Source organism: Pseudomonas siliginis (genome assembly GCF_024072275.1).
GTDB lineage: Bacteria > Pseudomonadota > Gammaproteobacteria > Pseudomonadales > Pseudomonadaceae > Aquipseudomonas > Aquipseudomonas siliginis.
The window spans coordinates 2,724,904-2,742,821 of the sequence record NZ_CP099598.1 but is presented as its reverse complement, the minus strand read 5'-3'; the positions used below and the strand labels follow the sequence as shown (position 1 = coordinate 2,742,821).

Annotated in this window: 18 protein-coding genes and 1 pseudogene; 6 read left to right on the top strand and 13 right to left on the bottom strand. The window is 54.1% G+C overall.

The genetic code is table 11. From position 1 onward, the window contains the following. The first annotated feature begins 375 nt into the window (after positions 1 to 375). On the top strand, positions 376 to 969 hold the full coding sequence (locus NF676_RS12785) for a DinB family protein (protein ID WP_252887835.1): 594 nt from the start codon (positions 376 to 378) through the stop codon (positions 967 to 969). Here NF676_RS12785 and NF676_RS12780 read toward each other — a convergent pair. The 5 genes and pseudogenes from NF676_RS12780 to NF676_RS12760 all read right to left on the bottom strand — a co-directional run bounded on the left by NF676_RS12780 (position 890) and on the right by NF676_RS12760 (position 4,641). Next, positions 890 to 1,810: a LysR substrate-binding domain-containing protein gene (locus tag NF676_RS12780; RefSeq protein WP_252887834.1), complete on the bottom strand. Its 921-nt coding sequence runs from the start codon at positions 1,808 to 1,810 to the stop codon at positions 890 to 892. The genes NF676_RS12785 and NF676_RS12780 overlap by 80 nt on opposite strands. A gap of 1,140 nt (positions 1,811 to 2,950) precedes the next feature. Next, positions 2,951 to 3,124, bottom strand: a pseudogene (locus NF676_RS12775) (DUF2625 family protein); the annotation flags it as partial. Between the two features lie 11 nt (positions 3,125 to 3,135). Then, positions 3,136 to 3,303, bottom strand: coding sequence for a hypothetical protein (locus NF676_RS12770; protein ID WP_155400930.1), 168 nt, complete (start codon positions 3,301 to 3,303; stop codon positions 3,136 to 3,138). Between the two features lie 152 nt (positions 3,304 to 3,455). Beyond that, entirely contained in the window at positions 3,456 to 4,130 is a 675-nt protein-coding gene (locus tag NF676_RS12765) for an FMN-dependent NADH-azoreductase (RefSeq protein ID WP_042609824.1), read from the bottom strand. 28 nt (positions 4,131 to 4,158) lie between these two features. Beyond that, complete coding sequence (locus NF676_RS12760) at positions 4,159 to 4,641, bottom strand: GNAT family N-acetyltransferase (protein WP_042609823.1); 483 nt, start codon at positions 4,639 to 4,641, stop codon at positions 4,159 to 4,161. An 89-nt stretch (positions 4,642 to 4,730) separates the two neighbouring features. On the opposite strand from NF676_RS12760, the gene pdxR reads away from it, so the two are divergent. Beyond that, positions 4,731 to 6,167: a MocR-like pyridoxine biosynthesis transcription factor PdxR gene (pdxR, locus tag NF676_RS12755; RefSeq protein ID WP_122704474.1), complete on the top strand. Its 1,437-nt coding sequence runs from the start codon at positions 4,731 to 4,733 to the stop codon at positions 6,165 to 6,167. Here the strand turns inward: pdxR and NF676_RS12750 are convergent. Continuing rightward, complete coding sequence (locus NF676_RS12750) at positions 6,160 to 6,639, bottom strand: carboxymuconolactone decarboxylase family protein (protein ID WP_064361697.1); 480 nt, start codon at positions 6,637 to 6,639, stop codon at positions 6,160 to 6,162. The genes pdxR and NF676_RS12750 overlap by 8 nt on opposite strands. A 612-nt stretch (positions 6,640 to 7,251) precedes the next feature. Here NF676_RS12750 and NF676_RS12745 point away from each other — a divergent pair. Both NF676_RS12745 and NF676_RS12740 read left to right on the top strand, forming a co-directional pair. Continuing rightward, the gene (locus tag NF676_RS12745) at positions 7,252 to 7,995 is read left to right on the top strand and encodes an SDR family NAD(P)-dependent oxidoreductase (RefSeq protein WP_064361698.1); all 744 of its coding nucleotides are present in this window, start codon (positions 7,252 to 7,254) and stop codon (positions 7,993 to 7,995) included. Positions 7,996 to 8,852: 857 nt separating this feature from the next. Beyond that, on the top strand, positions 8,853 to 9,431 hold the full coding sequence (locus NF676_RS12740) for a hypothetical protein (protein WP_252887833.1): 579 nt from the start codon (positions 8,853 to 8,855) through the stop codon (positions 9,429 to 9,431). 349 nt (positions 9,432 to 9,780) lie between these two features. On the opposite strand, the gene NF676_RS12735 is transcribed toward NF676_RS12740, so the two are convergent. The 5 genes from NF676_RS12735 to NF676_RS12715 all read right to left on the bottom strand — a co-directional run bounded on the left by NF676_RS12735 (position 9,781) and on the right by NF676_RS12715 (position 14,230). After that, positions 9,781 to 10,569, bottom strand: coding sequence for an ADP-ribosyltransferase family protein (locus NF676_RS12735; RefSeq protein WP_252887832.1), 789 nt, complete (start codon positions 10,567 to 10,569; stop codon positions 9,781 to 9,783). A gap of 343 nt (positions 10,570 to 10,912) precedes the next feature. Beyond that, the gene (locus tag NF676_RS12730) at positions 10,913 to 11,299 is read right to left on the bottom strand and encodes a hypothetical protein (protein WP_252887831.1); all 387 of its coding nucleotides are present in this window, start codon (positions 11,297 to 11,299) and stop codon (positions 10,913 to 10,915) included. An 863-nt stretch (positions 11,300 to 12,162) separates the two neighbouring features. Next, positions 12,163 to 12,933, bottom strand: a complete 771-nt coding sequence (locus NF676_RS12725; RefSeq protein ID WP_039760272.1) for a molybdopterin-dependent oxidoreductase — start codon at positions 12,931 to 12,933, stop codon at positions 12,163 to 12,165. Continuing rightward, positions 12,930 to 13,487 carry a cytochrome b/b6 domain-containing protein gene (locus NF676_RS12720; protein WP_431078550.1) on the bottom strand — a complete coding sequence of 186 codons (558 nt, stop codon included), beginning with the start codon at positions 13,485 to 13,487 and terminating at the stop codon, positions 12,930 to 12,932. The genes NF676_RS12725 and NF676_RS12720 overlap by 4 nt, the downstream gene beginning before the upstream one ends. Positions 13,488 to 13,621: 134 nt before the next feature. After that, positions 13,622 to 14,230, bottom strand: coding sequence for a hypothetical protein (locus NF676_RS12715; protein WP_042609816.1), 609 nt, complete (start codon positions 14,228 to 14,230; stop codon positions 13,622 to 13,624). A 215-nt stretch (positions 14,231 to 14,445) separates the two neighbouring features. Between NF676_RS12715 and NF676_RS12710 the strand changes: the two genes are divergently transcribed. Together NF676_RS12710 and NF676_RS12705 are read left to right on the top strand one after the other, a co-directional pair. Then, entirely contained in the window at positions 14,446 to 15,141 is a 696-nt protein-coding gene (locus NF676_RS12710) for a heavy metal response regulator transcription factor (RefSeq protein WP_039760267.1), read from the top strand. After that, the gene (locus tag NF676_RS12705) at positions 15,114 to 16,502 is read left to right on the top strand and encodes a heavy metal sensor histidine kinase (protein ID WP_039760264.1); all 1,389 of its coding nucleotides are present in this window, start codon (positions 15,114 to 15,116) and stop codon (positions 16,500 to 16,502) included. Before NF676_RS12710 ends, NF676_RS12705 begins: the two co-directional genes overlap by 28 nt. Here NF676_RS12705 and NF676_RS12700 read toward each other — a convergent pair. After that, on the bottom strand, positions 16,474 to 16,980 hold the full coding sequence (locus NF676_RS12700; protein WP_042609814.1) for a nuclear transport factor 2 family protein: 507 nt from the start codon (positions 16,978 to 16,980) through the stop codon (positions 16,474 to 16,476). The two genes, NF676_RS12705 and NF676_RS12700, sit on opposite strands and share 29 nt — an antisense overlap. 78 nt (positions 16,981 to 17,058) lie before the next feature. Next, positions 17,059 to 17,817 carry an SDR family oxidoreductase gene (locus NF676_RS12695; protein ID WP_039760604.1) on the bottom strand — a complete coding sequence of 253 codons (759 nt, stop codon included), beginning with the start codon at positions 17,815 to 17,817 and terminating at the stop codon, positions 17,059 to 17,061. Positions 17,818 to 17,918: the final 101 nt, after the last annotated feature.

Below are 17,918 nucleotides of genomic sequence, written 5' to 3'. Positions count from 1 at the left end.
ACCCTACCCTTCTGACACCGTTAAGTGCTCAACAAAACTAAGCACAGCGCGACGGCAGCATTGAATGCTCAGTAGACCGCTTTCGGCCATAAGCAGCCGTTCAAGACGGCTCGTTTTTCAGGCGGCAGAGGCCCATCCCGTCGCCGCTACCTGGCGCTCACCCTCCACAACTGATCCAGCTTCGTCGTATAACTCTGGTAGGCTCCCTGATCAGCAAAGACTGAGGGGGGCAGGCAGCGCCTTTACGCTTTCCGGCTTCGAGTCTCCTAGCCCAATTGGCTCCCTGGCGCTTGCCGACCGATAATCAGCGTCTTCGATGCCGCTCGTTGTGAGGGCTATGCTTGGCATTACGCCCATTTAAATTGGGGAAATCTCATGATCAACGTACGCACAGCCCGCATGCTTGCCGATTACAAATGCTGGGCCGATCAGCGCCTCTTTGACAGCCTGGCCGCACTGCCTCCTGGCGAAGTCAGCAAAGAGCGAGTGTCGGTGTTCAAAAACGTAATCGGCACTTTGAATCACATTTACGTCGCGGACTGCATTTGGCAGGCTCACCTCGAAGGCCGGGGGCACGGCTTCGAAACTTCACATGATCTGCTGCATCCCGAACTCGCTGATTTGCGCTTGGCACAAAAGGAGATCGATCACTGGTACAGCGACTGGAGCGCCCGGCAGAGCGAGGCATCGCTGGATAGACTCGTCGAGTTCACGTTTGTGTCTGGGGAACGCGGCACCATGAGTGCCGGAGCAATGCTGATGCATGTGGTCAACCACGCCAGCTATCACCGTGGGTGGGTTATCCAGATGTATTTCGACATTCCGGCCATTCCGCCAATGACAGACATGCCGATATTCCTGCGCGAGACCGATCCAAATTTCAATTCGCTCAATACACCGGCAGAGGGGTCGCCATGTGTTGGGCAATTAATGAGCGCAACCAACGCTCTGCCGGATCGTTATCGTTGACCCCGCTCCAGACCATCGACAACTCCGACGGCACGATGTCAAAGGGCGGGTCATCAGCACGCAACTGGCTGCTGCCATCGATCAGCGCGCACGCCGCGTAGTCCGGCACTGCGGCTAGCATTTCCGTGCCCGCTAATAAGGCACGCAGTCCTGAGAACTGGGGTACCGCCAGCATCACTCGCCGCGAGCGGCCGATGCGTGCCAGGTCGGTATCGATGGCACCGGTCAAATCCCCGGAAAACGACACCAGGGCGTGAGGTCGTTCGCAATACTCATCCAAGGTCAGGGGGCCAGGACGATTATCGCCGCGCAGTATCTTGACGCGCAGATCCCGCAGCTTCTTGCGCTTGGCGTTGGCCGGCAACTCGGTGGTGTAACTGACTCCGACGGAAATCTCTCCGGAGGCAAGCATGGTCGACATCAGCAGAAAGTTAACCCGCCGTACCACTACGATAACCTTTTGCGCCTCTTCGCGAAGTTGATTGATCAATGGTGGAAATAGGCCGAATTCGGCATCGTCGGAAAGGCCGATTCGGAATACGTCCCGGCTGGTGGATGGGTCAAAATCCTTAGCTCGGCTGACAGCTCCGGAGATGGTGTCCATGGCTGGTCGCAACTCTTTAAGAATTGCCAGCGCTCGCTGGGTCGGCTCTAAGGTACGACCGTTGCGTACTAGCAAGGGATCGTCGAACAAGTCGCGCAACCGCGCTAAAGCGGCACTGACGGCGGGTTGGCCTAAGAACAGTTTCTCCCCAGCCCGAGTCAAGTTCCTTTCGAACATTAAGGTTTCGAAAATAACCAGAAGATTCATGTCCACGCGACGCAAGTCGTTTCGATTCATTCCTAGGCCCTCGCAGGCAGCATAATTTTCAAGTAAAGCAGCTACGCGGCAGAACACCGTGTTTCTGCTGCAACTAGACTTTGAATACGCCTTATTCAATCTCTTTACATTTGACCGGAAATGGATCGGGTGCGTGTAGCTCAAATTGGCGTGGGGAGTACGTCACGTATTTCCCTTAGCGAAGCATTAGGACTCAGAGAGCTCTCCCCTCCAAGCTATGTCCGATGTGCAAAGCGGCACGCCACTTCTTGTCGCTCTTTAACCTTCGCATCTAATGACAGGCTGAAGTCATCAGCAAAACGAGCTAAGTGCGATTCCCGTGCCCGCGAACCAAAATTTTTTGTTTCAATTTTGCAGCAAAATCCGAGGGGCAGTCTGTGTTAGACCAGTGCTCGCGACTTTATTGATAAAAACGAAATCCAGTGGTCCTTTTCCTCGCTTGTCCGCCTTCTCTCCCGAGTGGATCTTTGTACTAATCAACCCATGATCTGCGTTGCGGTGTTCCTAGGCAGGTAGAGCAATTTCGTAACAATTGCTGCCAACAAAATTACAAAAGGTCGGAGGACTTATGCGCCAAGATCAGCTTGATGGTCTTGGTTAAATTCTTAGAGGTAGCAAAGCAGCGCAGCTGCACTTGGGCATCCCACCATTGGGGGGGGGCTCCCCCTGCTGTAAGCTAGGTAGAGAGAAACCTCGAACGAAGGCTCGGTGTTGTATTGTTCAGACGTACTATCCGGAGTGTCAGTCTGACGTAAGCAGGTGGTCAGTGTCTCAGTAAGAGTCCAGTGAATGCTTCAACTTTGAAATGTCTGTGCGTAACCAGCGCACTTTGACTCGCTGCCGGCCTGCTTAATTTAATTAGGAGTGATGGCGGGGCGTACAACTGGCCGGCTAATGTGCAATTCAAATCATACTATTCAGCCATGCTGACAACCTGCGCGCTTATTGCCACTCAGCCCCTCGTGTCCATAGGAATGGGTAGAAAGACACGCATTGATCTCCGCCCACTCACTGAATGTCGTTGCGCCAGGATTACCAACGTAGGCCCTCTTAGTAGGCCGCCGTACGATTGCTCACAGCTCATTCCAAGAAGGCGGTATAATCGATGCCCAATGGCTCCCACTGCAGAATATCGGGCGCCTAGTAGTACACCGCTCCCACATCATCACCCAAGCCGCCGCCGTTGATGGAAAAGCATCCACCTGCTTCGTCATCTGCCACCAGCAGCTGCCCTTACGCCCGTCCCTCGCTCCATCCCGCCAGGCCCCGATCAATCAGTATCCCGCCAGTCTCAAATGCTATAGCCCCCAAAGTAGACTTGGTTGTTACCTGTAGCTGTAGAAGAACGCTGGTGTTTTGAGGTGAGGTGGAAGCAAGTCGTAGGGGCGGTCGGCATGCTCCAGCATCTCCCGTATGTAGATCATGGCGGGGTCATTAATTTCAAGCGACTTGGCTGCACCATGTGAAGTTTGAAACCAACTGAGGCGACTCATGATCAATTCCTCTCTGTAGGCGGTATTAAGAGGTGGACATGCGGCCCATGGCTGTCGACCCGGGCGAACAGCTCTCCCGAAAATCAAAAAGCTAGGCTCAGCTTCAGGCATCGCTGCCGACCTTTGTACTTCGGCCGTCTGGGGCACCGGCTTCAGGCAACTGTTTCATGAGTCCTAGTTTCGATTTCCTCATGAAAGAACGTATGCACATCGTCGTACCCTATTTTCTGCGCCGTTTTTAGCGCGTCCGTCCCTTTTGCTGTGCCTTCAACGGTGAAGTAATGCACCTGATTGAGACCGATGGTTTTCAGCACTGCGGATAGGTAGGGACGAAGAAAGTCGGGTTGCCGTGCCCTCTCACCGCTAATGTAGCCGCCGGTGGCTACGGCAACGTAGACGGGGCGATCCAATAACGTTCCAACCTTACCTTTTGATGTGCTGAGGAAAGTTTTTCCGACGCGTACGACGTGGTCAATCCAGGCCTTGAGCGGCGAGGGCACGCTGTAGTTGTGCATGGGAGTAGCGATAAGCAGCACATCGCAGGCATTCAACAGGATGATCATTTGGTCGGAGCGACTCAATGTACCTTTCTGATCCTCGGTAGCTATTTCGCTCGGATGGGCCAAGGCATGGGCATAAGTCGCATCGACTGGCGATAACGTGTTCAGGTCTATATCCGTCAGTTCAATCCCGCGTATGCCAGCGCGTACTGTCAGAGCGTGCAGAATCCGCTCAGACAGTTTCAAGCTTTCAGATGCATTACCGTTGGGACTGGCAATCAGGCGAAGGATTCGCAAAGGAGCGAGGGGCTTCTGAGACGGGTTCATGATATTGCCTCCTGTACGGGTGATGCGGTCATGGGGTATCGAACTGTTTTTGAAAACGCAGCGCGCCGGTATAAAGGCCTTCGCGGAAGTAGAAGCGTTGGGCGCGCGCGTTGGCCAAACCCGTGTCAAGCACAAGGCGAGCACAACCGCTGGCACGAGCCAGTCGTTCCAGAGCTCGCAATAACCGGGAGCCCCACTGGCCGCCGCGCTGGGCTTCATCGGTGATGAGGTCATCGACATACAAGAATGGGCCATAAATCAGATTCTCCTGAAGGCGGTAACCTGCAAGCGCCACGAGAGCCGATGACTCGAAGGCTCCAACCAGGCGATAGCCGCCGGCTCGCATTCGTTCGATACGACTCATAAAATCGGCCTCGCTTGTTAGGTGGGGGCGCAATTGCTGCATTACCGGGAAAGCGATTTTCAAGTCATGGCGGCTGTCTAGAGGACGCAGGGCAGTGTCGGCCAAGTCGAGCACGCTGGGCACGTAGTCTTGAAGATTGAACGTCATGGGAGAGGCCTTAGTGGGTTGTGATGGTCAAATCTTGAACTAACATTGCCTCAATTTATTGAACCAAGAAGTGAGATATGAACTAGGCCATGATGACTTCCTGTTCGCACCCTTTCGCCTCCTTGGATGGGCAACCCGGTTCGCCTCTGTACCGTCAGTTATATGACCGAGTACTCGCCGCCATCGCCGCTGGCACGCTTTCCCCTGGTGACCGATTGCCTTCGGTGCGAGCTCTCGCCAAGGATCTCGGCGTTGCTCGTGGCACCATCGAACTGGCCTATTCGCTGCTCACGAGCGAGGGCTACCTCTTGGCCCTGGGGCAGAAGGGCACCGTGGTCAATCCCGAATTGCAGAAGCCGCTACTGTCTGCCCCCGCTTTATCCGTCAGCAGCGAGGTGATTGAAAACTCCCCAGACGCACTATGGCGTCCACCGCAACTTTTGCCGTTTCAGATGGGAGTGCCTGCAATGGATGAGTTCCCACGCAAGATCTGGGCGCGCTTGGGTGCCCGTTATCTGCGAGGCATGCGTTCAGGCGATCTGGACTATCCGCCGCCGCACGGCCTGCCTGCCTTACGCAGCGCCATCGCCTCATATCTGCAGGTGTCTCGAGGTATCGATTGCGGCGCCCATCAGGTGTTTATCACCAGCGGCTGGCGCAGTAGCCTGTCGCTGATCGCACATACTTTGCTGCGCGCAGGGGAGCGAGCCTGGGTCGAAGATCCTGGCTACCCAACCACGCGCCAAGTGCTTCGTCAATTCGGTATTGAGCTTGAGGCAGTGCCAGTTGATGCCGAAGGTATGGATGTGGAGCAGGCCATTGCCAGGCATCAGGCTGCACAGGTCGTCATGGTGACGCCGGGGCATCAAAGCCCACTGTGTATGGCGCTGTCTTTGCCTCGGAGACAGTTGTTACTCGATTGGGTGGCCCGGAGCGATGCCTGGGTTGTCGAGGATGATTACGACGGCGAGTATCGCTATGTCAGTCGCCCCTTCCCGGCGTTGGCGAGCCTGGATCGCAACGGGCGCGTGCTGTACGCCGGGACTTTCAGCAAGGTGCTTTTCCCCGGTATCCGCCTTGCCTACCTAGTGGTGCCTCAGGGGCAAGTGGCAGCGTTTGAGCGTGTAAGTCGGGCGTTATTCTCCGCAGGCTCGCCAGCGATTACTCAAGCGCTGGTCGCAGAGTTCATTGTCGAGGGGCATTTCACTCGGCACATTCAGCGCATGCGAAGGCTCTACAGCGAACGACGCGCTTTGACTATTGAAGCGTTGGAGCGGAGTTTACCCAATGGACTGCTGGTGGAGCGCTCGCCAGGGGGGATGCACTTGGTACTCCGTTTGCCGGAGGGAGTAGTCGACACTGCCCTGACTGAGCAACTGCTGGCCAAAGGCATCGCCGTGCAACCCTTGTCGCGATGGAGTGTTTCGTCGCGGCGTCAATCTGGGCTGCTGCTGAGCTTCACCAACTGCGCCTGCGCTGCTCAGGGCGAGCAGCTTGGCGCGTTGATAAACCGTGCGCTCAGTTGAGGTTGGCTTTGGTCAGGCCGAACACCTCATCCGACGAACCAGGGACTGCCTGAAAGGCCACATTGAGGCGATTCCAACCGTTGATGGCGACAATCAGGAACGACAAATCCGACAGATCCTGTTCGGAAAACTGCTCACGCACATCCGCGTAGAGGCTTTCAGGTACACCATGGGATGGCAGTTGGGTCAGGGCTTCTGTCCAGGCGAGCGCCGCGCGCTCTATTGGCGAGAACAGTTGCGATTCACGCCAGACCGCAATGTGATGGAGGCGCAATTCGCGCTCGCCATGGATCTTGGCTTCCTTCACGTGCATATCCACGCAGAACGCGCAGCCATTCAATTGAGACGCCCGCAGCATTATGAGGTGGGCCAGGTCAGCCAGTAGCGGCTTCTTACTCAGTTGCATCGTCAGCTCCACCAGCTTATTGGAAGCCTGAGGCGACTGTTTGAAGTAATCAATACGGTTGTTCATGGCGGTCACTCGCAGCGGGTTTAGGGTTGTTGGAGCCCACTGTAGCCACGCGTGGTCTAGTCAGACAGGGCCAAGAAAAGACCTTTCAACTAAGCCATGCTGTTCTGATTCGCGATTTGCCGTTCGCCGATGTTGCCAAGCCGGTTGTCCGTGAACCCGGCGGAAGGCGACCCAAAGCCGGTGTATAAACTGGCACAGTAAGCGGCAACTGAGTTGCGATGCGCGATAGTTCTGGGGTGGATAACAGGTGCAGCGCCTTTGTGAAGACTGATTCCTCTCGCCGGTCGACAAAGCCGAAACAGATCGCAAGAGAGTGGGGCGGTGGGCGGTCAATCCGCAGTTCGCGGAGCAACTCGGGCGTGTTTACGAAGAGTGGAGTGGTATTTTCCTCTCAAAGAAATTCGATGCGACCGGATTTTCAGTCCTATAACGCACTTGAGAACACAGCCATTGGTGCGTGTCAAAAAAACCTATTTGTCGTCATTTCGACTAAAACGAATAATGGTCAAATTGACTCGGTATAGCTTCTGCACCCTGATTTTTATGACGTTTTAGGTTGGCATGAAATGTGTCAGTGATGGGTAAATGGTTTAATACCCAAGGAGCTGAAACATGAAAAGTGAGTTCGACAATCGTGTCGCTGTGGTAACCGGAGCAAGTTCAGGCATCGGACTGGCAGTCGTTCAACGATTACTAAGCTATGAAGCGACGGTAGTGGCGATGTCCCGTGGCCGGGGCGGCCTGGCTGCACTCAAAGACGTTCATGGTGATCGCCTCCATATTGTCAGTGGCGATGTTACGGTAAGTTCGGATCTTGAGAAGCTTGCACACTGCGTCTCCAGAATCGGGCCTGTAGATTTTCTAGTACCGAATGCAGGAGTCGCTGTACTTGAAGACAGCTTGGCGAGTAAGGGATTCGAGCGAAATTGGGCCATCAACGGAGCAGGTGCGCTTAACACGCTTTCAGCTTTGCGAGCCCAATTGGCGAGACCCGCTTCGGTAGTATTTGTGGGGACTTTTCTTTCCGCTTTGGCCTTCCCAGGCTTGGCTGGCTACATTGCGTCGAAAACAGCACTGACAGCGCATGCTCGAACCTTAGCCGTCGAACAGGCTGAGGCCGGAATTAGAGTGAACGTCGTATCGCCAGGGCCAACAGCTACGCCGATCTGGCGATCACTAGGGTTGGATAATGCGACGTTGTCCTCAGTCGCGGAAACGGTCAATCAGCGCTTACTAGAGGGTAAGTTCCTTGAGCCGGAAGCGGTGGCAGATGTGATTCTGTTCCTTCTATCAGAGCGAGCACGTGGCATTTACGGCCAAGATATTGTGGTAGATGGTGGGTATACCTTGCGGTAGGGCATAGAAACGCGAAGAGGTCGTGTAGACATGTATTCGGTGCGGATCGTGCGCTCGGCCTCTTATTTTTTCTTGCGCTAACTTTACCTCGATTGACGCGATCAACTCGGACCCTTGATTACGTACATTCCCCCCATGGTTGCCCACCTTGTATCTATGAATCCTCAGCTGGCCGGTGCCGACACGCCCAGCACGCCTTGAACGAAAGACCCACATGGGCAAGCCCGCAGCGGTGACCACCTTTGCTATATGCATGCCTCATTTATGTCCGCTTTTGGCCGAAAGCGGTCATTCATAAGCGTCTGCTTCCGGCCAAAAGCAGTCGTTGGCTATGGACTGCTTCCGGCCAGGATCAGAAATTGAAGTAAAAATAAAGCTGCCTGTTATTCCTGTACTTACGACAAAATGAGACCTTCCTTTGGACTCTTCGGGTCTGCACCCTATGGACGACTCTCTTTTCACTCCAGAGCAGGTGGCATTGCGATCTGGTTTTGATCAGGTAGATAAGCAGGTGAGGCGATGGTTAGTGGGTCTAATCGCTGAGAGACTCGACTTTCTAAAGCGAATGTGTCCACTAAACTACCGATACTCAATCAGACCGCCCTAGGCTGTACAGCTATCGAGGCAGGGTAACGAGCACATGTTTAGGATTCGCTGCCTGCTGGCCTTCACAGCGCGGGACAGGAACTCAACAGCGGTTACAGCCGATTCAGGGGGGGAAAGCTCCGTCGGATTGCGTCACAGGAGAAGCTTTTACCGACGATGCGCTAGTTCATGAGTTACTACGGCCGTGGGCGTCTGGATTCTCAACCCAAGGAAAAAATAAATCTTTAGTCTTCTCTAGGAGAATTGTTCCAATGGAAACAATAAACAAACCAGACGTAGCACAGCAGACTTGCTTTCCGGCCGTGGCCTCGCCAGTCACCACTCAGAAACTCGGTACGCATCTCGACTCAATAAACGCTAGTATTGCGTCGCCTAAGGCGAAAAGACGAACACCTGAGCAAGATTTAATCGACGAGTTCATAGGCCATCTAAACGTCCATGTGGATGATGACCTGAAAATTCACACACTCTTCAATACTGACTGCAAGTCCAAAACTCTCGCAGACATAGAGTTCAAATCCGTATCAAACATCCATTGGGTCATCGAGGCAAAAAGCAATGACTCCGCGGATAGGCACAATACCGTTCATAAAATATTTGGCGAGCTGTTGAAGGAAACAGGAAGAAAAGGCAGAGTAGATTTTCGCCATGCAATTCTTATCCCTCTGGAATCTGTGAAGTTCTATAGTCGTGCATTTCAATCGATCAAACGGGAAAAATACATTGGATTTGGCAATCTGATTCCGATTGATACAGTATTCATGAGTAGTATAGAAGGCATATCTCAGCTCAGTTGGGCAGCGCTGTACGACGCGTATAGAAAAAACTAAACTCCTTACCAGTCAAGCCAATAGCTTAATTAAGGAACTGTCGAATTCGCGCTAAGCAAACGACCATTCTCTTGAACTCGTATAGTGCCCCAAGCAAATGTAGCAACCGCTTGCATGCACCTTCATAACCTGCATGTCATCAGTTAACTCAGCGCACGTTTTACCTGGAAATACGCTCAAAGAGATTGTATTGAATAGTTTATTGAATGGCCAAGCTGGACGCGTCAATCACAGCAAACTTAGATAGTATTTAGAAAACCTAATGCGACCCAATCGACAGCGGAGACTCTCCTAAAATTACAGACGTATAAGGTCGTATCACAGTTTTCGATCAATCTACAGGCTGGTGCTAGTGGTGATCTAACACGTCCAGCCTAATGACAGTCTGACCTGCCCCCATATTTTCTTTACTTGTGACTCTGAATGCACAACATATGGGAAAAAGTACTTCCTCCTCCTCTGGAAACATCGACACCGCCGAGATATCCCGCGGTGCTCGCTTGCCATACTCTGACAGTGGACTTGTGGGTAGAAACTCGAACAAAACATTCCCTCCCAAGCAAGATTCTCTGGATTTAGATGCAGACGTAAAAGGTGCCCAGATAAACATTTCACCAGGATTGTAAAGCTTGATTTCTGCTCTAGTGAATTTTGCTCCTCGATACGAAACTTCCATATACTCATCTCGACGTCGTATCGCAGCATTGAGCTGGAGTATCCAAGGTGTCAATGAGTCCTTTCCTATATCTCGCCCACCATGACCATCCCTAAGAAGAAGATTTGCTTCACGATATAGGCTTTCACTCGAAGTGTACTGTTCGATAATCACATTATTTAGATCAAGCTCCGTTGTAGACATTTTAATTTGAAATGCTTGTGAACTATAACCGGCACTCTCTAGGGAGCGCTGGATGAGATCTTTCAACCTAAGAAAATCTTTGATGTCTGAACCTACAGAATAAGGATCCGGTTCGCGCATTATCTGCAATCTAAAGTGAATCAAATGAGCGACCCATTGCCTGTAAGAATTCATTTCAAGTGCTGATTCAAGAATGAAACTCTCACATTCAGCGAGTGATATATCATGAGAATAAGTTAGTTTTTTACCGACGGGCGATTCACTAAGCCTTGTGCGCATATGATATGTTTCTTCATTATTATAAGAAAATTTAAAGATTATTATGATATCAAATTTTTTACATCACCTTGTCAAATATTTTTCGTTCGCTCTGGACAGCTTGGCGCAGTGCCAGTGATTAGGAGGAAAGGATATAGAGGCTCGTCCATCAGGACCTGAGCACACCATTTCACAATAATCTGAATCGCCTCGAATTTTGTACACTGCTGACGGGCTGCATTAGGTCGACAGCAGCCGGTCGCTTATGACCGATATCGGCCAATTGCGGCTCATCAATTAAAGGCACTTTTGTCCGAAATACACCATTCAAAAATATCTGTAGCACGACGCGCAGGCACCGACCTCAAGGACGATGTAGCCCTGTCGCATCCCGCCAGTACATGGTTTGTTCGAACTGAAAGCTAACTAGAAAGAAGGCTGAACACGACTGAGATATTGATTGGGCGACTTTTTCCAAATCTTCCATAGCGGACTCTCCCTCTGGTTCGGGCCCTTTAATTCTGATGGTACAACGCACAGCGACAGGAAAATCGATACCCATTGTATTCTCAGCATAAATCGTGGGGTCACCGAAAGAGTCATCGGTACTTAATTTAAGTCCTGAGCTAAATTCAGCGTATAGCCCATCTTCTGTTACCTCGACTTTTCGAGCTCCAGCATTCTCAAGGGCATTGCTCAATGTCAAAATTGTGAGCGTACTATCAGCTTCCAAGCACAGATCAAGACTCATCAATCCTCCCTTTTAACCGATGAACACTTGCACCAAATTTGAATGCGATCGTCGCGACAGTGTATTTGAACTAGCGGTACGAATGTCCGCTTTTGGCCGAAAGCAGCCGTTCACGAACGACTACCTTCGGCCAAAAGTAGCCCTGATGGAGGGCTATAACTCTCTGATGCTCAGAATAAACGGGGGATGACAGCGGGGTAGAAAAATAGGCTGTAAGTCGACGCTGCCTCATAACACCACCCACGATAGAGAAGCCATCGGGCTTTCTATTTTAGGCGAACGAAAGACCATTCAACGCTACAGGTGAGAATTGGCGGTATGTGCTTCTCCCTTAATAATACTGGCCTACGGCGAGCAAGCTCTCGAGACACGTCTAATCATAACCCCTATCCTCCGAGCTTGACCGGTTGAGGAAGGAGCTCTCGGCTGAAGAGGGATTGCGACGGCGAAAAGTCCGTATCCCAGGCGAACGCAGTGGCGCTCGAACAATCTCGGTCGGTACCCAGGTGACGGTTAGCGGCGAAAGAGCCACTGCAATGGCGAACGCATTCAGTCCCCCTGTGCCGATAACATCAGAGCAGATAGCCCTTTTTTCGCCATTGAAGGTACATGCGGCAAGATTATCAAAGAGCATCCGAGTGCGAGCTTTATCTGACTGTTGTAAAGGTGGCCTGGACTGAGCCTGCAAGAGAGATTGGAAATCTGCTCCATCACTCGTTGCCCGCATCCTGGGTTCTGATGTTGGCCAGTCGGATGGTGCTGGCGGTACCGCAGAAATACCGGTCATCGGCATGCCTCATATCACGCTTGGTGTCATGAATCTCGCCAGTGTTCCTGGCGTGACAGTTCCGTTCTTTGCTTCATCAGATCCCGCTGAACCAGTTGTAGCCCTGGTCTTCCCAATACCCGCCCGGGTTGTCGTTGCTGACGAAAATCTCGACAACATGCTTGGGGTTTTTGAATCCCAGTTTGGTGGGGACCCGAACCCTCAGCGGATAGCCGTACTCGGGCGGCAGCGCCACGTCAGCGTAATCCAGTGCCAACAGCGTCTGCGGGTGCAAGGCAGTCGGCATGTCCAGACTGGAGTAGTAACGATCGGCACATTTGAAACCGACAAATTTCGCTGTGGTGTCGGCGCCGATGTGTTCCAGGAAGGTTTTCAGCGGTACACCTCCCCATTGACCGATCGCGCTCCAGCCCTCAACACAGATCAGCCGAGTGATATCGCTGCGTTGCGGCAGCTTGCGCAAGCTTTCGAGTGTCCACGGCGCCTTGTCCCTGATCCGGCCGGAGACGGCGAGCGAGTAACTGGTCAGGTCTACTTCAGGGATATCGTCCTGACCATAGAAAGCGTTGAACGGAAACGGCTTGGTGATCTGCGCGCGGGCGAAGGTCGGCGCCAGTTTCCGTCCACTGAACAGCCACGCCTGGACCCGGTCGTTCCAACGCGACATGGCCCAAAGCACTTTGTCGACCTGATCGCCGTCCTGCAGGTTGCAACCGGTCAGCATCGACATCGCGCCAACCGTCAGGCCGGCCCGAAGAAAATGCCGGCGCTGAATGTTTTCCAGTTCAAGCTGTTGCGCAGGTTCAATCCTGACGCGCTGACGCGTTGTTATTTTAAATTCAGTCATGACCCATTTTTCTCGTTATTAGGCGTCCGCACTCCACCCGTGATCATTGGCACCAGGGTTTTTGGTACCAGAATCACCAAGACCAGGTGAATCACTACAAACGCTGCAATCATCGCCATGGCCGCAAAATGTACGTAACGAGCAACGTCATAGCTGCCCAGTAACGCGACCAGCTCTTGAAGTTGAACCGGTTTCCAGATCGCTACACCCGAGATCACGATCAGTACACCTGCCGCCAGCACGATCCAGTACATCAGGCGCTGTACTGCGTTATAGACACCCTTTTCATGCACCAGCCGAAAGCGCAAGGCATCGGTCAGATCATGCTTCAATGCGGCAATGCCGATGGGCAGCAGCTCACGTTTGAAATGACGACTGGCCAACCCGTACAGCACATAGATTGCGCCGTTGATCAGCAGCAGCCACATGAACGCAAAATGCCAGGCAAGTGCCCCGCCCAGCCAACCGCCCACGGTCAATGACACCGGAAACCTGAAACTGAACAGTGGCGAGGCGTTGTAGATAGCCCAACCGCTCATGAACATGCAGACCATGCAGGCCGCATTGAGCCAATGGGTGAGGCGAACCGGCCAGGGATGCAGTTTCTTCTGTCTCACGTGGTTCCCCTTGCAAGCCTTCCGTGTAGCGGAGCGTTGCCAGACGGCAACGCTCAAGCTTTCTCAGATGATTACATCGGTGGCTGGAAGCCATCCTTGCCGACTGCAATGCCGCGTGCGGTGCCATCTGCAGCGGGGAACACGACGATTTTCGTTCCTTTGACCAGCTCATCGGCTTTGCCTGGCTCGACGTAGGCGATAGGCACGTCATCCGGCACGACGATTTGTTTCTCGCCGCCCTGGTAGTTGACGGTCAACGTGCGGCCGTCGGTTTTGGACAGTTTGCCAACGGTGCCGTTGGTCATGGTGCCAGTGCTGCCGTCTGCGTTCTGCCAACCGTAATGACCTTCGCCGCTGCCCTTGAGCCTGGCGTCGAATACCGTGACCTCAAGCGCCTTCAAGGTTCCGTTGGCCTGCGGGATGGCCGCCGAGCCGATGAAGCTGTCGGATTTGATCGAGTCGATATTGGCCTTCGATACCCGGCTGATACCGGTCTTGTCAGTCAGTCCGATCGTCTGCTGGGCGCCAGAGCGGACAGTGAAGGTCAGCGTGTTGTTGCTGACGCTTTCCACCGTACCGCGCAGTGGTTTGATGACCGGCATGTCGGCGGCGGTGGCAATGACGGCAGCGCTGAGCATCACCAAACCGAACGTGGTAGACAGGGCGTTTTTGAGTTGCATGGCGACGATTCCTCATGGGTTGATGTGTCGCCATCCTCGACCGCAGACCGGGACGTCACGATGACCGTCGAATGACATTTTTGTCATTCGCCAACCCTGACCATGTATGACAGAAATGTAACCGACTGCGCCCGCTCATCCCGTTACACTGCACAGCCGAGATACCGATGTCGCGGACTTAACCCCGTCATGAAGAAACCCGAGCGCGCCTGACGATGCATATCCTGCTGATCGAAGATGACACCAAAACAGGTGAGTACCTGAAAAAGGGGCTCGGTGAGTCCGGTTACAACGTCGACTGGACCCAGCATGGCGCTGACGGCCTGCACATGGCCTTGCATACGACCTATGACCTGATCGTGCTGGACGTGATGTTGCCCGGGATTGACGGGTTTCAGATCATCGAGCTGTTGCGCGCCAGACAAGACGTACCCGTGCTGTTCCTTACCGCGCGCGACCAGTTGCAAGACCGCATTCGCGGTCTGGAACTGGGCGCCGATGATTACCTGATCAAACCTTTTTCGTTTACCGAACTGCTGTTGCGCATCCGCACTATTCTGCGCCGCGGTGTCGTGCGCGAAGCCGACCATTTCCACCTTGCCGATCTCGAACTGGATCTGGTCCGGCGCCGCGTGACCCGCCAACAACAGGTGATCGTGCTGACCAACAAGGAGTTCGCCCTGCTCCATCTGTTTCTCCGTCGAGCCGGCGATGTGTTGTCCAGGACACAAATCGCTTCGGAAGTCTGGGACATGAATTTCGACAGCGATACCAACGTGGTGGACGTCGCTGTCAAGCGCCTGCGCAACAAGGTCGACCAGCCCTACCCGATCAAGCTGATCCATACCATTCGCGGTATCGGCTATGTCTGCGAGGTGAGGCCATGCGGTCCCGACGCCAACCCTCGCTGACGCTGCGATCGACCGTGGCGTTTGCCATGGTCGCGATGCTGGCCGTGGCCGGCGCGGGCTTCTATCTGTATCAGACGATGAAGGCCTCGGTATTGGTCTACAGCGATCACGCGGTGATGGGCCGTCTGGAGCATTTTCGCAAGCTCCTGCATTACGAACTCGCCATCGAAAAGCTGCGCGACAGCCCGCAGATTTTCAAGAACATGCTCGACAGCGAAGACGACATCTTCATCATTGAAGAGCCGGGGCAGCCACCGGTCATCCAGGTCAATCCACTCAACGTCACGTTGCCTGAACTGCCGGTGATCGGCCAGGACACAAAGCTGAGCGTCAGTGATCTGCGCAGCGGCGTGACCGACTCGGGAACAAGGCTGCGCGCCGCCTCCGTAGTCACGACGTCGGGTGGCCGTGTAGTCCGATTGACGGCCGCCCACCTTATGGGCAAGGAAATGGCGATGCTTGCAGCGTATCGCGAGCGCATCTACCTGGCCGTGGCCCTTGCCTTTCTGGCAACCGCGTTGCTGGGTTATCTGTTATTGCGTCGCGGGCTGCGTCCGCTGCGCAAAATGGCCGCCCATGCCGCAGCCATAACGCCTGAGCGTCTGCACAGCCGTATGGACAGCGCCGATACGCCGGTTGAATTGCAACAGCTGAGTGACGCCTATAACGCGATGCTTGATCGTCTTGCTCAGGGTTATCAGCGACTGACGCAATTTTCCGCCGACCTTGCCCATGAAATCCGCACGCCGGTCGGGTCGTTGATGGGACATTGTCAGGTTGCCCTTCGCCAACGCCGTAGCGAGGACGAATATCAGGCGCTGATCGCTTCGAACCTTGAAGAACTCGAACGGATCTCGCGCATCGTCGAAAGCATTCTATTTCTGGCGCGCGCCGATGAAGCGCAAGCCGTAGTGGAGCGCCAGCAACTGTCGCTGCATGACGAATCACAGCGCATCGCTGAGTATTTTGAGGGTTTGGCTGAAGAGCGGCGAATGAGCTTCCAAATAACGGGCGATGGTATCGTGCTCGCTGACCCCTTGCTGCTGCGCAGAGCGTTGAGCAACCTGGTGGCGAACGCTGTTCGCTACGCTTACGAGGGCACCGAGATTCTGATACGGGTATTGGAAACCCACGGAGGTGCCCGGATTGAGGTGGAGAACCAAGGGCCGGTGCTGGGCGACGAAACCCTGGGCAAACTCTTCGACCGCTTTTACCGTGGCGATGCGTCTCGGCACCAGAATTCCGACTCCTACGGGCTTGGCCTCGCCATTGTCGTGGCCATCATGCAACTGCATGACGGCCACGTGGGTGTCGAACAGCCAAGGGCCGGGACTATTCGTTTTTCGCTGTCGTTCCCTTGAGCTGCTCGAACGGTGCAAACTGTTCTTCGCCCGCTGCGGGTACCCAATCTTTTAACGGCGTCAGGAAATGCATTTCAAAACGACGTGACAGGAACGCCCACTTTCCGTCCCGACGTTCAAACCTGTCGTGGTAAAGACCGCTGACTTGCACCGGGCCTTTTTCAATGTCATGAAACAGGCAATCCGCAGCTACCGTGCCCACTGCGCTGTCACCCTCGATTTCAATCAGCGGGTTGGCCATCCAGTGGTGCATATGGGGCATCTGGCGCCAGCTGTTTTGCGCCATCGCCAGGATTTCGTCACGGTTTCCAGCCTGGCCAAAACCCGGTAGATCCAGTGTCGACTCTTCGTGCCAGATTGAGCTAAGAAGCGAGGCGTCGATGCGGTCGAAAGCATTGGCGTAGGCGCTGATCAGCGACTCGATGGCGGCGCGACTTTCCAGGGCGTCCAGTCGGGCTGTCAGTTGTTCATTGTTCATGATGAGGTTTCCTGCAGGGGCTGCGCATAAGCGAGGAAGGCAGCCCTGCGCGAGGGCTGCGCTAGGTTGAGCACGTGGTCAGATCTGCGACAGGCCGCCGTCGACCATCAACTCCACACCGTTGACATATTTCGCATCGGCAGACGCAAGAAACAGCGCCGACGAGGCGATTTCCTCAGGCTCGGCCATGTACCCCAATGGCGTGATCTGCTCGACGTGCTGACGCAGCGCGGCGACGTCGGTTTCGCTCATCTTCAAGCCGTTATCCATCAGCGGTGTGCGGGTGAAGCCAGGGCTCAGGACATTCGCTCTGATCTTGCGACCTTTGAGTTCGTTGGCCCACGTCCTGGCAAAGGAACGTACCGCGGCTTTGGAGGCGTTGTAGAGGCTCAGTCCTTCCATGCCATTGCTGGAACAGATAGAGGCCGTCAGCACGATCGAAGCGCCATTTTTCAACAATGGCATCAACGTCTGTACAGTAAAAAAGACTCCCTTTACGTTGATGTCGAACATGTTGAAATAGGCGGCCTCGGTGGTCTCGCCCAGCGGGTTCTTTTCACAAATACCCGCATTGGCAAACACTGAGTCCAGTTGATCGCCGTGCGCCTCAATCGTCGCCTTGAGCTCGTCCAGATCAACCTGGCGCGCGACATCGGAAATGACCGCGACCGCCCTGTCGCCAAGCTTGGCCACCGCAGCCTCCAGCGTGGCTGCAGAACGCCCGGTGATGTAAACGCGCCTGGCGCCCTCGGCAATCAAACCCTGTGCAATCGCAAATCCGATCCCGGTGGACGCGCCGGTGACGACTGCGACCTGATCAGCGAATTTACCTGACATAACTGACTCCTCGATTTCGGTTGTGTGGCTCGACTGGATCCACAGTGCGGCCATTTTGCGAGGAGGCAGGGGCGCAGCGGCACTGCCATAAATGAACATTG

Excerpts from the sequence above, each read along its gene's own strand:
- NF676_RS12785 (WP_252887835.1), top strand. The coding sequence starts at position 376 with ATGATCAACGTACGCACAGCCCGCATGCTTGCCGATTACAAATGCTGG.
- NF676_RS12780 (WP_252887834.1), bottom strand. The coding sequence starts at position 1,810 with ATGAATCGAAACGACTTGCGTCGCGTGGACATGAATCTTCTGGTTATT.
- NF676_RS12770 (WP_155400930.1), bottom strand. The coding sequence starts at position 3,303 with ATGAGTCGCCTCAGTTGGTTTCAAACTTCACATGGTGCAGCCAAGTCG.
- NF676_RS12765 (WP_042609824.1), bottom strand. The coding sequence starts at position 4,130 with ATGAACCCGTCTCAGAAGCCCCTCGCTCCTTTGCGAATCCTTCGCCTG.
- NF676_RS12760 (WP_042609823.1), bottom strand. The coding sequence starts at position 4,641 with ATGACGTTCAATCTTCAAGACTACGTGCCCAGCGTGCTCGACTTGGCC.
- pdxR (WP_122704474.1), top strand. The coding sequence starts at position 4,731 with ATGATGACTTCCTGTTCGCACCCTTTCGCCTCCTTGGATGGGCAACCC.
- NF676_RS12750 (WP_064361697.1), bottom strand. The coding sequence starts at position 6,639 with ATGAACAACCGTATTGATTACTTCAAACAGTCGCCTCAGGCTTCCAAT.
- NF676_RS12745 (WP_064361698.1), top strand. The coding sequence starts at position 7,252 with ATGAAAAGTGAGTTCGACAATCGTGTCGCTGTGGTAACCGGAGCAAGT.
- NF676_RS12740 (WP_252887833.1), top strand. The coding sequence starts at position 8,853 with ATGGAAACAATAAACAAACCAGACGTAGCACAGCAGACTTGCTTTCCG.
- NF676_RS12735 (WP_252887832.1), bottom strand. The coding sequence starts at position 10,569 with ATGCGCACAAGGCTTAGTGAATCGCCCGTCGGTAAAAAACTAACTTAT.
- NF676_RS12730 (WP_252887831.1), bottom strand. The coding sequence starts at position 11,299 with ATGAGTCTTGATCTGTGCTTGGAAGCTGATAGTACGCTCACAATTTTG.
- NF676_RS12725 (WP_039760272.1), bottom strand. The coding sequence starts at position 12,933 with ATGACTGAATTTAAAATAACAACGCGTCAGCGCGTCAGGATTGAACCT.
- NF676_RS12720 (WP_431078550.1), bottom strand. The coding sequence starts at position 13,487 with ATGGTCTGCATGTTCATGAGCGGTTGGGCTATCTACAACGCCTCGCCA.
- NF676_RS12715 (WP_042609816.1), bottom strand. The coding sequence starts at position 14,230 with ATGCAACTCAAAAACGCCCTGTCTACCACGTTCGGTTTGGTGATGCTC.
- NF676_RS12710 (WP_039760267.1), top strand. The coding sequence starts at position 14,446 with ATGCATATCCTGCTGATCGAAGATGACACCAAAACAGGTGAGTACCTG.
- NF676_RS12705 (WP_039760264.1), top strand. The coding sequence starts at position 15,114 with ATGCGGTCCCGACGCCAACCCTCGCTGACGCTGCGATCGACCGTGGCG.
- NF676_RS12700 (WP_042609814.1), bottom strand. The coding sequence starts at position 16,980 with ATGAACAATGAACAACTGACAGCCCGACTGGACGCCCTGGAAAGTCGC.
- NF676_RS12695 (WP_039760604.1), bottom strand. The coding sequence starts at position 17,817 with ATGTCAGGTAAATTCGCTGATCAGGTCGCAGTCGTCACCGGCGCGTCC.